Origin of the sequence: Sphingomonas sp. (genome assembly GCF_041661825.1) — a bacterium.
GTDB lineage: Bacteria > Pseudomonadota > Alphaproteobacteria > Sphingomonadales > Sphingomonadaceae > Sphingomonas.
The window spans coordinates 274,100-287,963 of sequence record NZ_JBAZTU010000003.1 but is presented as its reverse complement, the minus strand read 5'-3'; the positions used below and the strand labels follow the sequence as shown (position 1 = coordinate 287,963).

Genomic DNA, 13,864 nt, shown 5'->3' with positions numbered 1-13,864 from the left:
CTCGACAGGTTGGAAGCTTTTCGTTGGTAACAGCGGAAAAACAGCCCCTGTTCGGCCCCGATTTACTGATTTTCGCAGCATGTTTTCCGCTGTTATGGCGTAACAGGGAAAACGGGTCCTAACCCATTGGCAAACTTCCGCTTATTTGCCCCGAAAATCCAACATAACAGCGGAAGAAAAAATGCACGCCGCGTAACAGCCGAAAAACGGGCGATACGCCCCCGAAAACGGCTGGAAATCCGCCCGGCTGTCTTGCCGTTGTAACGGGATCGGCGTACCGACTGCGAACAAGTCGCAAAAAGCGGCAGAGCGTAAAAGGGGTCTCAGGAAGGATGTACCATGAGCCTCGTTATAGCTGTGCCTGCCCCCGCCCCATCCATGACAGCGGCGATTCTTGAGGCAGTGCGAAGCTGGCGAATCGCACGCGACACCGGCAACTCCATTCAGCCTGCCCTCTACGCGCCGCTCGAGACGCGCGGCTATGGCCTGCTCGCTCCGGTACTCGATGGTCTCCTGACCCTGTTCGAGGCGGCGTCCCGCCGGCGCTTCGATGCCGGTGCCCCGTCGGACAGCGCGATCACCGGGGACGAGCACCGCCTGCTCGATCTGCTGGAGGGTGACGACGTCACGCCGCCGACCGATCAGCTCCGCCCCGATCTCGTCGCGGCGCTGCGGGTTGCGGTGCGCTCCTGCCGGATCATGCTGCGCTCGATGATCCGCCCCGAGACCGCGGCCCTCGCCTGACGTTGCTTCCCGCGTGCATCCGCCCGCCGATCCCGATAGGCTTCGGGATCGAACGGCGGACCGGGAGAGACGCATGCGGGCCCTCATCACCTTCGGTCTGGTCGCCGCGGCCGCGCTGTCCGTAGCCCAGCTCCCGGTGCAGACAGCGCCTGCCCCGACCGCCGGGCCGCCCATCGGCCAGGGCGAGAATGGCGACTGGGCGTTTATCGGCCGCTACCGCGACGCCAACCGGCCGCTGCTGGGCGTCGCCGACGCGCAGCGAGTCGTGTTCATGGGCGATTCCATCACCCAGGGCTGGGCTGAACAGCCCTTCATCAAGGGCAATGCGCATTTCGTTGGCCGCGGCATCTCCGGCCAGACCACCCCGCAGATGCTGGTCCGCTTCCGCAGCGACGTGGTGGCGCTGAAGCCGGCGGTCGTCCACATCATGGCCGGCACCAACGATGTCGCGGAAAACACCGGCCCCTCCACGCCCGAGGAGATCGAAGGCTATGTCGCCGGCATGGTCGAGATTTCCCACGCCAATGGCATCAAGGTGGTCCTCGCCTCGATCCCGCCCGCCATCGAATTCCCATGGCGCAAGAGCCAGAAACCCGCGCCGAAGATCAAGGCGCTCAACGTCTGGCTCAAGGATTATGCCGCGCGGAAACACATCGTCTATGTCGATTACTGGCCCGCCATCGCGACCCCGGAAGGTGGGATGAAGCCGGGTTACGCCCATGACGGCGTCCACCCCAACGCGGAGGCTTTTGCGGCGATGGCCCCGCTCGCCCAGGCAGCGATCGACAAGGCGATGAAGGGGAAATAGCGCCGTTCGCTACGGCGCCTTCCACCCGATCTGCCGGTCGGCCCAGCCGATGAAATACTTCATGTTCGGGGCATCGGTGTGCCCGCCGTCATGCTGGCGCCAGGCAAGCTGCCCCTCAAGCAGGTCGGTCAGCACCGGCGGCATCTTCGCGGTGCGATAGTCGTTGCCGACGCCCAGGTCCTTCGCGCCAAGCAAGGTCCATACCTGCCCCGCCGCGACGGTCGCCATGTAACTCCCCTGCTGGTCCAGCCAGTTGGCGTCGCCCTTCTCCGGCACGCCGTAGCTGATGAAGGTCGGTCGCGGTGCGCACAGCGCGATCAGCTGATGGGCATCGACCGGGATATCGCCCGGCGTCCTGGCACCGAATTTCGCCTCCGACGCCCCATATTTCAGGAAATTGCCGGCCATCCAGTGATAGCCGCCGGTCCCGGTCAAATTCTCCACCGCCTCGCCGAAATTGCGCCGGTGCGGCTTCGCCCCGCCCTCGCCCGACGACCCGACCAGCACCATCGCGAAGCGCTGGTCGAACGCCATGGTGATCAACGCCGCCTTGCCGTAGCGCGATACACCCTCGATCCCCACGTGCTTCGCATCCACTCCGGGGAGGGTCTCGAGATAGTCCAGCGCCCGGCTCGCCCCCCAGCCCCAGGCCCTCAGCGCCCCCCAGTCCTCGGGCTTGCGCGGCTGGCCCTTGTTGGTCAGCCCAATAATCCCGCTGCGCAGCCCCGCGCCATTGTCCGCCTGGATGCTCGCCGTATCGACCAGCGCGACGCCCCAGCCTGCCGCGACCAGCGCCGAAATGCGCTCATCGCTCGGCGGCGCCGGGAAGAAGCTCGGCGGGTTGACGAAGACGAAGCCCGGATGCGCCTGGAACGCAGCCGCAAGCGACGGATCGCGCGCGACAAGATCGGCCTTCAGCGCCGCATCGATCTTCGCCGCTTCGTCCGCCGTCGGCTGGCTCGGCGCGGGGTAGCGCGCCGCGCCGAACATGATCAGCACCGGCACCGGTCTGGTCGTCTCCGACGGCAGCACGAGGGTCATCCTGATACCGACGTCGATCGCCGGATAGGCGCTGTTGTCGGCCCGACCGATCAGCTGTTTCGCCACCATGCGCTTGCCGCCGATGAACTCATTGTCGGTGCTCGCGACCGACCAGGTCACTTTCGGCACATTGGCCGGAATCCGCCCCACCACCTCGCGCTCGAAAGCCTCGACGATCTCGGGCCGGCGCTGCTTCCACCAGCCGTCGGCGGTGGTGACCTTCTTGCCGTTGTTCAGTGTCAATATCTCGGGCCAGTCAGGAAAGGGGTTCGCCTTGGCCGGATCGTAATTGGCCGGGTTGGGCCCGTCGGGCTGCCCGCTATGGCCGGGGCGCAAGGCCTTGATGCCAAGCTGATCCATCATGTTCTGATGGTCCTGCTCGGCGGTCCAGGCCGCGATTGCCCCCTGCTGCGACACGGCCGGGGTCAATCCCGACATCGCCATGCCGGACAGCATGGCGAGAGCGCAAGCCGAGCGCAGCAACGCGACTTTCATGGCATTCCCCTCCTGGACGGGGCGCCTGAGCGCCTCACATCCTATAGGATATACGGACAGGTGATATTTGCCAACGCCTTTGGTAGCGATCCCATAAACGGGAAGCGGACAGTCCGTCCGTTCAAAAGGCCTTACCGCCTTCCCTTCGCCACGCTAAGCGGATTGAAACGAGGAGGATGCCAATGCCGCTCTACGCCATCGACGGAAAACAGCCCGTGGTCGGAACTGACGTCTGGGTTGCGCCAAGCGCCGACGTGATCGGCGACGCGCATCTCGCCGATGAATCGAGCGTCTGGTTCGGCGCGGTGATCCGGGCGGACAATACCCCGATCATCGTCGGCACGCGCAGCAACATCCAGGAAAGCGCGATGTGCCACTCCGATCCCGGCGCGCCGCTGACGATCGGCGCCGACTGCACGATCGGCCACCATGCGATCCTCCATGGCTGCACCATCGGCAACAATGTGCTGATCGGCATGGGCGCGATCGTCCTCAACCGCGCAGTGATCGGCGATGGCTGTATCGTCGGCGCGGGCGCTTTGGTGACCGAGGGCAAGACCTTCGAACCCAACAGCCTGATCGTCGGCAGCCCGGCCAGGGCGATCCGCACCCTGGACGAAAATGCCGCCGCGATGCTCAAGGCATCCGCCCAGCACTATGTCGACAAAGGCAAGGCCTATACCGAGGGACTGACCAGGGTCGGGTGAAATGGGTCTCCTCTCCAATGGGAGAGGAATAGAGTTCAACGCGTCGGGTAGTTCGGCGCCTCGCGCGTGATCGTCACGTCATGGACGTGGCTCTCGCGCAGGCCCGCGCCGGTGATCTGGACGAAGCGGGCGCGCCGCTGCAGATCCTCGATCGTCGCCGATCCGGTATAGCCCATGGCGGCACGAATGCCCCCGACCAGCTGGTGGATGACGTCGCGCGCCGGTCCCTTGAACGCCACCTGGCCCTCGATCCCCTCGGGCACCAGCTTCAGCTGATCCTTGATGTCGCCCTGGAAATACCGATCGGCCGAACCACGGCCCATCGCCCCGACCGAGCCCATGCCGCGATAGGATTTATAGGCGCGGCCCTGGTACAGGAAGCTTTCGCCCGGCGCTTCCTCGGTACCCGCAAGCAGCGATCCGATCATGCAGGCCGATGCGCCCGCCGCGAGCGCCTTGGCGAGGTCGCCCGAGGTCCGCAGGCCGCCATCGGCGATCACCGGCACGCCGGCCTTCAGGCCGATTTCGGCGCAATCCATCACCGCGGTGAGCTGCGGCACGCCGACACCGGCGACCACGCGCGTGGTGCAGATCGAGCCCGGGCCGATGCCGACCTTGATCCCGTCGGCACCCGCATCGATCAGCGCCCGCGTCGCCTCCGCCGTGGCGACGTTGCCGGCGATGACCTGGACCGAATTGCTGAGCCGCTTCACCCGTTCGACCGCGCGCGCCACGTCGCGGTTGTGGCCATGCGCCGTGTCGATGACGACAAGATCCAGTTCCGCATCGACCAGCGCTTCAGTCCGCTCGAAACCCTTGTCGCCGACGGTCGTTGCTGCGGCGACACGCAGCCGGCCGGTCGCGTCCTTGGTCGCATTGGGATAGGTGACGGCCTTCTCGATGTCCTTGACGGTGATCAGGCCGATGCAGCGATAGGCATCGTCCACCACGAGCAGCTTCTCGATCCGGCGCTGGTGCAGCAGGCGCCGCGCTTCCTCCTGGCTGACGCCCGGCGCGACGGTCGCGAGATTCTCGTGAGTCATCAGCTCGGCGACCGGCTGGCGCGGATTGCCGGCGAAACGCACGTCACGGTTGGTCAGGATGCCGACGAGCTTGCCGCTTGCCTCGACGACCGGAATGCCGCTGATCTTGTGGCGCGTCATCAGCGCCTGCGCCTCGGCGAGCGTCGCCTCCGGCGTGATGGTGATCGGATTGACCACCATGCCGGATTCGAAACGCTTGACCGCGCGTACTGCGGCGACCTGTTCGGCGACTTCGAGATTGCGGTGGAGGACGCCGATGCCGCCAAGCTGGGCCATGACGATCGCCATGTCAGCCTCGGTCACCGTATCCATCGCCGAGGAGAGGATGGGAATGTCGAGCGCGATCTCGCGCGTCACCCTGGTCGCGGTGTTCGTCTGGCTGGGGACGATGTCCGATTCAGCCGGCACGAGCAGGACATCGTCAAAGGTGAGGCCGAGGCGAATGTCCATGGGTGCCAGTTTCCTGCGGGGGGCGAGTCGTGGCGGTCCATGTAAACAAGGGGCCGCTGATGCGCTAGGGCTCCCGCGGCCCGTGTCGCATTTCGCTATAACGGCCCCGCCAATCTGCTAATCTGACGCATCGGCCGCGCTCTTCGCGGCCCTTGTCGGGGGTTTCACACCATGACTCTCACACTTGCCGGCCTGGTTCTGGTCGTCGTCATTTTCTATTTCATGACCAGCATCAAGGTCGTCCGCCAAGGCTATCAGTACACGATCGAACATTTCGGCCGCTTCACCACCGTCGCGCGGCCCGGCCTCAACTTCTATCCGGCCTTTTTCTACCGGGTAGGCCGGCGCGTGAACATGATGGAGCAGGTCCTCGACATTCCGGGCCAGGAGATCATCACCAAGGACAACGCGATGGTCGCCGTCGACGGCGTCGTGTTCTTCCAGGTGCTCGATGCGGCCAAGGCAGCCTATGAGGTCAGCGATCTCTATCTCGCGATCATGCAGCTCTCGACCACCAATCTGCGCACCGTGATGGGCTCGATGGACCTGGACGAGACTCTGTCGAAGCGCGACGAGATCAACACGAGGCTGCTCCAGGTGGTCGATCAGGCGACCGAAGCCTGGGGCGTGAAGATCACGCGTGTGGAGCTGAAGGACATCCGCCCGCCCGCCGACATCGTCAACGCGATGACCCGGCAGATGAAGGCCGAACGCGAGAAGCGCGCGACCATCCTCGAATCCGAGGCGGCGCGGCAGAACGAGATCAACCGTGCCGAGGGCCTGAAGCAGGCGCAGATCCTCGAGGCCGAGGGCCGCAAGGAGGCTGCGTTCCGCGACGCCGAGGCGCGCGAACGCTCGGCTCAGGCTGAAGCGGCGGCAACCAAGATGGTGTCGGACGCAATCGAAGGCGGCAGCACCCAGGCGATCAACTATTTCATCGCCCAGAAATATGTCGAGGCGATCGGCATGTTTGCCACCTCGCCCAATGCCAAGACGATCCTCTTCCCGGTCGAGGCGACTCAGTTGATGGGCACGCTGGGCGGGATCGGCGAGCTCGCGCGTGAAGCGATCGGCGGATATGGCGACTCATCGACGCCGCGCCCGCCGGCACGGCCGCGTGGTCCGTTCGAGGGAGGCCAGAAATGACCTTCCTCGGTTTCGTCTGGAGCCACGGCGCGCTGTGGCTCGCTGCAGCGCTGGCGCTGGCGATCGCCGAGCTGATCGCGCCCGGCTTCTTCATGATCTTCCTGGCGGCCGGCGCGGCGCTCACCGGCTTCGCGCTGCTCGCGATCCCCGGGCTGCCCGTGCTGGTTCAGGCGCTGTTGTTCGCCCTCTTCACAGCGGCGGCGGTCGGGCTCGGCCGGCGCTGGTATCACCAGAGCGAAGTGCCGACCGAGGATCCTCAACTCAACGACCGCACCTCGCGCCTGATCGGCACCACGGCCGAAGTGTGCGACGCCATCACCGCGGGCGAAGGCCGGGTGAAGGTGGGTGACGGCGCCTGGAAAGCCCGCGGCCCGGACGCAGCGGCTGGCGCGCTCGTCCGGATCGTCGGTGCTTCGGGGAGCGTGTTGCTGGTCGAGCCGACCTAAGCCTCAGCTCTTCCCGAACAGGCCCTTCGCAAAGCCGGCGATCTCATCCATCGGATTGCCGTCGCCATCCTGATCGATCATCCCGCCGACCTTGCCGAGCATGCCCGAGCCCTGCAGCAGGCCGGCGAACTGGCCGAGCGCGCCTTCGCCGCCGATATGGCCGACGATCTGCTGCAGCGTGTCGGCCGAAAGGCCGGTCGCCGAGGCAGCCGTCGTGACCGTATCTGTGGGAGCGCTATGTGCCTGGCCGAGCGCCGTCACCGCGCTCTCGACCTGTTCGGGGGTAAGCCCGACCTTGGCCGCGAGGTTCTTGATGTCGACATTCTGGGTGACCTGTCCGAGCAGTCCGTCGAGCATTCCCATGGTGCGTTCCTCTGGCCGTGTGGATGTCCGTCCAGTTTATCACAGGGTCGGAAGCGGCGCGAGGTCGGGAGTCACGAATTTGCGCCGGGCCGTCACGGAAAACAGCCGGCCGCGGCTGTAGAAACCGAGCGGCCAGTCGCGCTTGCCCATCGGGCTCGCCAGCAAGGCGTTAACGGCATCGACTAGCGCCTCGTCGGCAGCACGACCAGCGAGATGCAGGCGGATGCCGGCCACGAACACATGCGTGATCGTGTCGTGATAGCCCTGGCTGTTGTCGTTCACCCCGCCGACGCTCTCATTGTAACGCGAGATGATTCCGGCGATCCGCACATCGACGTCCACATCGGGCCGGTCGCGGATCAGCCACAGCGTTGCGGCGAGATGCGCTTCATGCGTCCACTCGGCGCGCGGCAGGGCGCACGCGAGCAACCCCTCCCCGATCCGGCGGATCGCGGCGTCATCGGCAAAGGGTCGATAGGGAAGGTCGGTCATCGATCGGGCTTTCTCTTGCCCGATCGATGACCAGGCGTTTCAGGCGGCTTCGGCGGTTCGGGGAGCGGCTTGGCGCACGCCCTCATCCACATCGTCCGCGAATTGAGCGAAATTCTCGACGAACAGGTCGACCAGCTTGGCCGCCGTCGCGTCATATTCGGCCTTGTTCGGCCAGGTCTCGCGCGGATCGAGGATTGCGGTGTCGACCCCCGGCACTGCCACTGGCACCTTGAACCCGAAATTCGGGTCGGTGCGGAACTCGGCATTGTTCAGGCTGCCGTCGAGCGCCGCGTTGAGCAGCGCACGGGTCGCCTTGATCGGCATGCGACGGCCGATGCCGTATTTGCCGCCGGTCCAGCCGGTGTTGACCAGCCAGCAATCCACGCCGCCCTTCGCAATCCGCTCCTTGAGCAGATTGCCATAGACCGACGGGTGCCGCGCCATGAACGGCGCACCGAAGCAGGTCGAGAAGGTCGCATCGGGCTCGGTCACGCCAATCTCGGTGCCCGCGACGCGCGCGGTGTAGCCCGAGAGGAAGTGATACATCGCCTGGTCCGGCGTCAGCTTCGAGATCGGGGGGAGGATGCCGTACGCATCCGCGGTCAGCATCACGATGTTGCGCGGCACCGGCCCCATATTCTCTTCCGAGGCATTGGGGATGAAGTCGATCGGATAGGCGCCGCGGCTATTCTCCGCGAGGCTGGCATCGTCGAGGTCGAGCTGGCGCGTGACCTGATCCATCACGACATTCTCGAGGATCGTGCCGAAACGCTTGGTCGTCGCGAAGATCTCCGGTTCGGCGTCGGCCGAGAGGCGAATCATCTTGGCGTAGCAGCCGCCCTCGAAATTGAAGACCGCCGTGTCGGACCAGCCATGCTCGTCGTCACCGATCAGCGTGCGCGACGCATCGGCCGACAGCGTGGTCTTGCCGGTGCCCGACAAGCCGAAGAACACCGCAGTGTCCCCCTTTGGCCCGATGTTCGCCGAGCAATGCATCGGCATCACGCCGGTCGGCGGCAGCAGATAGTTGAGCAGGCTGAACACCGACTTCTTCATTTCGCCGGCATAGCGGGTGCCGCCGATCAGGATCAGTTTCTCGGTGAAGCTGACGGCGATGACGGTCTCGCTGCGGCAGCCGTGCCGGGCGGGATCGGCGCGGAAGCTCGGCAGGTCGATGATCGTGTATTCGGCCTCGAAGCCGCGCAGTTCGCTCTCTTCGGGGCGGACCAGCATCGTGCGGATAAAGCTGTTGTGCCAGGCAAGCTCGTTGACGATGCGCACACGGACGCGGTGCTCAGGTTGCGAGCCGCCGAACAGATCCTGGATGAACAGATGTTCCTTGTCCTTCAGCGCGGCAAGGAAATCGGTCTTGAGCGCGGCGAAATGCTCCGGTGTCATCGCCTTGTTGCTCTTGCCCCACCAGACCGTGCTCTCGGTCTCGGCGTCGCGGACGATGAACTTGTCCTGCGCGGAGCGGCCGGTGTGCTGACCGGTCTCGACCACCAGCGGGCCATCGGCGGAAAGCTTGCCTTCGCTACGGGCAACGGCGGCCTCGATCAGGCGCGCCGTAACCAGATTCCAGTGCAGGGTAGCGCGTGTCTCAATGCCTTGCGCTTCGAGGCCTGCGTCGGGAATACGATCGCTCACGGTCCTTGCTCTCCTGATATTGGGCGTGCGGGCGTTGCCGCTGAATGCGAGTCGCGCATATCGCCAGGGACAGGCAATTGTCCAGTCGAGACAATCGAACATCGCATTGAGTTGAGCCTTGGGTCAGTTTGGACTACCTCACCTACCCAACAGCACAAGGGTTGCACTGCCGATGACGGCTTCGATCGCGCTCGTCGACGACGACCGCAATATCCTCACTTCCGTGTCGATCGCACTCCAGGCCGAGGGATTCGTCACCCGGGTCTATTCGGACGGGGAGACGGCGCTGAAGGCGCTGATCGAGAATCCGCCCGACCTCGCCATCTTCGACATCAAGATGCCGCGCATGGACGGCCTCGAGCTGCTGCGGCGGCTGCGCGAGAAGAGCACCACCCCGGTGATCTTCCTGACCTCGAAGGACGACGAGCTGGACGAGGCGCTCGGCCTGGCGATGGGGGCGGACGACTATATCTCCAAGCCCTTCTCCCACCGGCTGCTGATCGCCCGCATCCGCGCCATCCTGCGCCGGTCGGAGCTGGCGGTGGCAGGCGCGTCGGGTGAAGAAGAGAATCCCGGTGGCAGTCTGGTCCGCGGGCGGCTGGCGATGGACACCGCCCGGCACCGCGTGACCTGGAACGGTGCGGGCGTGACCCTGACCGTCACCGAGTTCCTGATCCTGGAGACGCTCGCTCAGCGCCCGGGCATCGTGAAGACGCGCAACCAGCTGATGGATGCGGCCTATCACGACGATATCTATGTCGACGATCGCACGATCGACAGCCACATCAAACGCGTGCGCCGCAAGTTCCGGCAGATCGACCCCGAGTTCGATGCCATAGAGACCTTATATGGCGCGGGTTACCGATTCTCCGAGGAATGACGACCGCGAGCTGACGCTTCGCTGGTCCGGGCAGGTATCGCTCACGCCGCGCATCCTTGCGGTCAACATCATCGCGCTGGCGATGCTCGCGGGCGGCTTCTTCTACCTCGATAGCTATCGCAGCCGGATCGTCGACAACCGCGTCGCCCAGGCGAGCCGCGAGGCGCGGCTGATCGCCGAGGCGATGGGCTCCGTCGCGCCCGAGCGCCATAACATCCTCGCGCTGCGGCTGGCGCGCGACACCGGTGCCCGCATCCGGCTCTACGACACCCAAGGCAAGCTGGTCACCGATACGCGCGCGCTGGGGCTGCGCAATTTCATCCTCCGCGATCCCGACAAGGAGGATTGGCAGCAGGATACGGCACGCTTCCTCGACGCAGTGATCGACACCGTCGTCGGTGCGCCTCGCGCGCCGCTGTACCGCGAGCGTGTCGAGGGCCTGGAATGGCCCGACGTCCACACCGCGCGTAGTACCGAGAGCGTGCCCGCCACGGTATGGCGCGCGCCCGATCGCACCCCCGTGATCACGGCCGCGGCGGCGCTGCCGACCGGCGGGGTGGTGATGACCACGATCAACGCCCGCGACATCACCCAGACGGTGCGGGTCGAGCGCTTCCGCCTCAGCGTCGTGCTGGCGATCGTCTCGGCCATCTCGATCCTGCTCTCACTGTTCCTCGCCCGGACGATCGTGCGACCCCTGCGGCGGCTCGCCCGCGCTGCGGTGCGCGTACGGCTGGGGCGCGCGCGCGAAGTGGTGGTGCCTCGCCTGCCCTCGCGCCGCGACGAGCTCGGCATGCTGGCTCGCGCCCTGTCCGACATGAGCCTCGCGCTCCGCGCCCGGATCGACGCGACCGAGGCATTCGCCGCCGATGTGACTCACGAGATGAAGAACCCCCTCGCCTCGCTGCGATCCGCGGTCGAGGGGCTTAGCTCGGTCAAGGACCCCGAACTGCAGGAGCGGCTGCTCGCGATCGTGCGTGACGACGTCCACCGGCTTGACCGGTTGATCACCGATATCTCCGAGGCCTCGCGCCTCGACGCACAGCTCAGCCGGGCCAAGTTCGAGGATGTCGATGTCGGCGCGATGATCGCCGCCCTGCTCGATCAGCGCGCCGAACGCGGCGTCGAACGCGACATCCAGATCCGCTTCGACCATCGCATCGGCGAGAAGCTGATCGCGATGGGCGAAGGTGCCCGCCTTGAACGCGTGTTCGAGAATCTCATCGAGAATGCCATTTCCTTTTCGCCCGATGGCGGCCTGATCGTGGTGTCGGCGGTACGTGACGGCGACGATCTGGTCGTCAAGGTGGAGGACGAAGGACCCGGCGTGCCCGAGGAAGCACGCGAACAGGTGTTCAGCCGCTTCCAGTCGCTGCGCCCGGACGGCGAGGAATTCGGCAAGCATAGCGGCCTCGGCCTCGCCATCGCCCGGACCATCGTCGAGGGACACCAGGGCGCCATCGCAGTCGAATCGCGCGAGGATCGGCTGAGCGGAGCGCGCTTTGTCGTCCGGCTCCCCATGTCGGACAAGAGATGAGCGAGACGATCCACGCCTCTACCGTGGCGATCGGTGGCCACGCAGTGCTGCTCGAAGGCCCGTCGGGTGCCGGCAAGTCCGATCTGGCGTTGCGCCTGATCGATCGTGGCGCGCTGCTGGTGAGCGACGACTATACCGTGCTGACGATGTCCAACGAGCTGCTGCTCGCCAGTGCCCCCGCGACGATTGCCGGACGGATGGAGATTCGCGGTGTCGGGATCATCGCCGTTACCCATGTTGAGCCAGTGCCGGTCGCGCTGCTGATCCGCCTCGCTGGCCCGGTGGAACGCCTGCCGGAGCCCGAGTCGCGCTGGTTCGACGGTGTGTCGGTCCCGGCGATCGCGCTCGATCCGCGCGAGGCCTCCGCACCGATCAAGGTGGAACTTGCCTTGAAGCACCTGCTAGAGGGCGCGCCATGAAGCGCGACCCCAAGGATATATTGCTCGTCACCGGCATGTCCGGCGCGGGCAAGTCGACCGTGCTCAGGACGCTTGAAGACCTGGGCTGGGAGGTGGTGGACAATCTGCCGCTGCTCCTGCTTGACCGCCTGCTCGGCGCGCCCCTGCCCGAAGGCGCGGAGCGCTCGTCCCAGCCGCTCGCCCTCGGCATCGGCGCCCGCACCCGCGATTTCGATCCCGAGCGGATCGTGAAGCGGATCAAGAAGCTCCGCGAGGAGCATGGCCACGACATTGGCACCCTGTTCCTGGATTGCTCGGGCGGCGAGCTGGAACGGCGCTATTCGGAGACGCGTCGGCGCCATCCACTCGCGCTCGATCGCCCTGCCTCGGACGGCATCGCGCGCGAGCGGGAGCTGCTCGCGCCGATGCGACGCTGGGCCAACCGGCTGATCGACACCACCAACCTCAGCGCCAACGAGCTGGCGCAGCAGGTGCGATCGACCTTTTCGGGCGAGCGGCAGGGCGAACCGACCTTGTCGGTGATGTCCTTCGGCTTCGCCCGCGGGCTGCCGCGCAACGCCGATCTGGTGTTCGACATGCGCTTCCTGCGCAATCCGCACTGGGTGCCGGATCTGCGTCCCGGAACGGGGCTGGACAAGAATGTCAGCGCTTATGTCGCGGCCGACCCGGCCTATGATACGGCGATGACGCAGATCGAGTCGCTGCTGTTGTTCCTGCTGCCGCGCTACCGCGCCGAGGGGAAATCCTATGTCACCATCGCGTTCGGCTGCACCGGCGGGCGGCACCGTTCCGTGCACGTGGCGGAGCGAGTCGCCGCAAGGTTGCGCGACGAAGGATTTTCGCCCACGGTCGCGCACCGCGATCTCGCTGCGGCGCCGCAGGACTCGCTCGAGGGTGTGGCAGAAAATGCCCAAGGGGACGGTCTTTCCGTGATTGAAACTGCAATGAAAGAGTCGGGGCAATGATCGGCCTGGTTCTGGTGACGCACGGACGCCTCGCCGAGGAGTTCGTGACTGCGATGGAGCATGTCGTCGGCAAGCAGGAGCGGATCGCGACCATCGCGATCGGCCCTGACGACGATATGGAAGCGCGCCGCGCCGATATCGCCAAGGCGATCGCCGCGGTCGACACCGGGCGGGGCGTGATCGTGCTGACCGACCTGTTTGGGGGTACGCCCTCCAACCTCGCCATTTCGTTGATGGAGCGCGGCCGCGTCGAGGTGATCGCCGGCATCAACCTGCCAATGCTGATCCGGCTCGAATCGGCGCGCAAGGCGATGAAGGTGGTCGATGCCGTCGCCGCCGCGCGCGAGGCAGGCCGCAAATATATCTCGGTCGCCTCCGAAGTCCTTGGCGAGGCTGCTGCCTGATGCCGGTCAGTCGCACGGTCCTGATCACCAACAAACGCGGACTCCACGCCCGGGCGAGCGCCAAGTTCGTCACCCTCGCTTCGACTCAGCCGGTCGAGGTCGCGGTGGAGAAGGACGGCGCCGGCAGCGTAACCGGCACCTCGATCATGGGCCTGATGATGCTGGGCGCGGCGATGGGCGATTCGATCGTCATCAGCGCCGAAGGCGAAGGCGCCGAACAGGCCGTCGGTGCGCTGTGCGAGTTGGTCGAGGCCAAGTTCGGGGAGGATTGAGCCTC

General features: G+C 65.8%; 16 protein-coding genes. 11 read left to right on the top strand and 5 right to left on the bottom strand.

Annotated elements, in window-relative coordinates:
- Positions 1-378 precede the first annotated feature (378 nt).
- Entirely contained in the window at positions 379-744 is a 366-nt protein-coding gene (locus WC729_RS14290) for a hypothetical protein (RefSeq protein WP_372853867.1), read from the top strand.
- Positions 745-817: 73 nt separating this feature from the next.
- Entirely contained in the window at positions 818-1,552 is a 735-nt protein-coding gene (locus WC729_RS14285; RefSeq protein ID WP_372853865.1) for a GDSL-type esterase/lipase family protein, read from the top strand.
- 9 nt (positions 1,553-1,561) lie between these two features.
- Here the strand turns inward: WC729_RS14285 and WC729_RS14280 are convergent, their stop codons facing one another.
- Positions 1,562-3,088: a hypothetical protein gene (locus WC729_RS14280; protein WP_372853863.1), complete on the bottom strand. Its 1,527-nt coding sequence runs from the start codon at positions 3,086-3,088 to the stop codon at positions 1,562-1,564.
- Positions 3,089-3,270: 182 nt separating this feature from the next.
- Between WC729_RS14280 and WC729_RS14275 the strand changes: the two genes are divergently transcribed.
- Positions 3,271-3,795 (top strand): gamma carbonic anhydrase family protein, encoded by a 525-nt coding sequence (locus WC729_RS14275; RefSeq protein ID WP_372853861.1) that lies wholly within the window; start codon positions 3,271-3,273, stop codon positions 3,793-3,795.
- A gap of 35 nt (positions 3,796-3,830) precedes the next feature.
- On the opposite strand, the gene guaB is transcribed toward WC729_RS14275, so the two are convergent.
- Positions 3,831-5,288 (bottom strand): IMP dehydrogenase, encoded by a 1,458-nt coding sequence (guaB, locus tag WC729_RS14270; RefSeq protein ID WP_372853859.1) that lies wholly within the window; start codon positions 5,286-5,288, stop codon positions 3,831-3,833.
- 171 nt (positions 5,289-5,459) lie between these two features.
- Here guaB and WC729_RS14265 point away from each other — a divergent pair, with 171 nt between their 5' ends.
- Both WC729_RS14265 and WC729_RS14260 read left to right on the top strand, forming a co-directional pair.
- The gene (locus tag WC729_RS14265; RefSeq protein ID WP_372853857.1) at positions 5,460-6,434 is read left to right on the top strand and encodes an SPFH domain-containing protein; all 975 of its coding nucleotides are present in this window, start codon (positions 5,460-5,462) and stop codon (positions 6,432-6,434) included.
- Positions 6,431-6,880, top strand: coding sequence for an NfeD family protein (locus WC729_RS14260; protein ID WP_372853855.1), 450 nt, complete (start codon positions 6,431-6,433; stop codon positions 6,878-6,880). The genes WC729_RS14265 and WC729_RS14260 overlap by 4 nt, the downstream gene beginning before the upstream one ends.
- Positions 6,881-6,883: 3 nt before the next feature.
- Here the strand turns inward: WC729_RS14260 and WC729_RS14255 are convergent, their stop codons facing one another.
- The 3 genes from WC729_RS14255 to WC729_RS14245 are packed head-to-tail and all read right to left on the bottom strand — an operon-like array spanning position 6,884 to position 9,382.
- A complete protein-coding gene (locus WC729_RS14255; RefSeq protein WP_372853853.1) occupies positions 6,884-7,243 on the bottom strand; it encodes a hypothetical protein in 360 nt (119 codons plus the stop codon).
- A 39-nt stretch (positions 7,244-7,282) separates the two neighbouring features.
- The gene (locus tag WC729_RS14250) at positions 7,283-7,735 is read right to left on the bottom strand and encodes a hypothetical protein (RefSeq protein ID WP_372853851.1); all 453 of its coding nucleotides are present in this window, start codon (positions 7,733-7,735) and stop codon (positions 7,283-7,285) included.
- Positions 7,736-7,774: 39 nt separating this feature from the next.
- Positions 7,775-9,382 carry a phosphoenolpyruvate carboxykinase gene (locus WC729_RS14245; RefSeq protein ID WP_372853849.1) on the bottom strand — a complete coding sequence of 536 codons (1,608 nt, stop codon included), beginning with the start codon at positions 9,380-9,382 and terminating at the stop codon, positions 7,775-7,777.
- Between the two features lie 172 nt (positions 9,383-9,554).
- Between WC729_RS14245 and WC729_RS14240 the strand changes: the two genes are divergently transcribed.
- Genes WC729_RS14240 through WC729_RS14215 form a run of 6 tightly spaced genes read left to right on the top strand, consistent with a single transcriptional unit; the run spans position 9,555 to position 13,859 of the window.
- On the top strand, positions 9,555-10,262 hold the full coding sequence (locus WC729_RS14240; RefSeq protein WP_372853847.1) for a response regulator transcription factor: 708 nt from the start codon (positions 9,555-9,557) through the stop codon (positions 10,260-10,262).
- Positions 10,231-11,799: a stimulus-sensing domain-containing protein gene (locus WC729_RS14235; RefSeq protein ID WP_372853845.1), complete on the top strand. Its 1,569-nt coding sequence runs from the start codon at positions 10,231-10,233 to the stop codon at positions 11,797-11,799. Before WC729_RS14240 ends, WC729_RS14235 begins: the two co-directional genes overlap by 32 nt.
- The gene (locus tag WC729_RS14230; RefSeq protein ID WP_372853843.1) at positions 11,796-12,218 is read left to right on the top strand and encodes an HPr kinase/phosphorylase; all 423 of its coding nucleotides are present in this window, start codon (positions 11,796-11,798) and stop codon (positions 12,216-12,218) included. The genes WC729_RS14235 and WC729_RS14230 overlap by 4 nt, the downstream gene beginning before the upstream one ends.
- Positions 12,215-13,183, top strand: a complete 969-nt coding sequence (gene rapZ, locus WC729_RS14225) for an RNase adapter RapZ (RefSeq protein WP_372853841.1) — start codon at positions 12,215-12,217, stop codon at positions 13,181-13,183. The genes WC729_RS14230 and rapZ overlap by 4 nt, the downstream gene beginning before the upstream one ends.
- Positions 13,180-13,587 (top strand): PTS sugar transporter subunit IIA, encoded by a 408-nt coding sequence (locus WC729_RS14220; protein ID WP_372853839.1) that lies wholly within the window; start codon positions 13,180-13,182, stop codon positions 13,585-13,587. The genes rapZ and WC729_RS14220 overlap by 4 nt, the downstream gene beginning before the upstream one ends.
- Positions 13,587-13,859 carry an HPr family phosphocarrier protein gene (locus WC729_RS14215; RefSeq protein WP_372853837.1) on the top strand — a complete coding sequence of 91 codons (273 nt, stop codon included), beginning with the start codon at positions 13,587-13,589 and terminating at the stop codon, positions 13,857-13,859. The genes WC729_RS14220 and WC729_RS14215 overlap by 1 nt, the downstream gene beginning before the upstream one ends.
- Positions 13,860-13,864: the final 5 nt, after the last annotated feature.

Excerpts from the sequence above, each read along its gene's own strand:
- WC729_RS14290 (WP_372853867.1), top strand. The coding sequence starts at position 379 with ATGACAGCGGCGATTCTTGAGGCAGTGCGAAGCTGGCGAATCGCACGC.
- WC729_RS14285 (WP_372853865.1), top strand. The coding sequence starts at position 818 with ATGCGGGCCCTCATCACCTTCGGTCTGGTCGCCGCGGCCGCGCTGTCC.
- WC729_RS14280 (WP_372853863.1), bottom strand. The coding sequence starts at position 3,088 with ATGAAAGTCGCGTTGCTGCGCTCGGCTTGCGCTCTCGCCATGCTGTCC.
- WC729_RS14275 (WP_372853861.1), top strand. The coding sequence starts at position 3,271 with ATGCCGCTCTACGCCATCGACGGAAAACAGCCCGTGGTCGGAACTGAC.
- guaB (WP_372853859.1), bottom strand. The coding sequence starts at position 5,288 with ATGGACATTCGCCTCGGCCTCACCTTTGACGATGTCCTGCTCGTGCCG.
- WC729_RS14265 (WP_372853857.1), top strand. The coding sequence starts at position 5,460 with ATGACTCTCACACTTGCCGGCCTGGTTCTGGTCGTCGTCATTTTCTAT.
- WC729_RS14260 (WP_372853855.1), top strand. The coding sequence starts at position 6,431 with ATGACCTTCCTCGGTTTCGTCTGGAGCCACGGCGCGCTGTGGCTCGCT.
- WC729_RS14255 (WP_372853853.1), bottom strand. The coding sequence starts at position 7,243 with ATGGGAATGCTCGACGGACTGCTCGGACAGGTCACCCAGAATGTCGAC.
- WC729_RS14250 (WP_372853851.1), bottom strand. The coding sequence starts at position 7,735 with ATGACCGACCTTCCCTATCGACCCTTTGCCGATGACGCCGCGATCCGC.
- WC729_RS14240 (WP_372853847.1), top strand. The coding sequence starts at position 9,555 with ATGACGGCTTCGATCGCGCTCGTCGACGACGACCGCAATATCCTCACT.
- WC729_RS14235 (WP_372853845.1), top strand. The coding sequence starts at position 10,231 with ATGGCGCGGGTTACCGATTCTCCGAGGAATGACGACCGCGAGCTGACG.
- WC729_RS14230 (WP_372853843.1), top strand. The coding sequence starts at position 11,796 with ATGAGCGAGACGATCCACGCCTCTACCGTGGCGATCGGTGGCCACGCA.
- rapZ (WP_372853841.1), top strand. The coding sequence starts at position 12,215 with ATGAAGCGCGACCCCAAGGATATATTGCTCGTCACCGGCATGTCCGGC.
- WC729_RS14220 (WP_372853839.1), top strand. The coding sequence starts at position 13,180 with ATGATCGGCCTGGTTCTGGTGACGCACGGACGCCTCGCCGAGGAGTTC.
- WC729_RS14215 (WP_372853837.1), top strand. The coding sequence starts at position 13,587 with ATGCCGGTCAGTCGCACGGTCCTGATCACCAACAAACGCGGACTCCAC.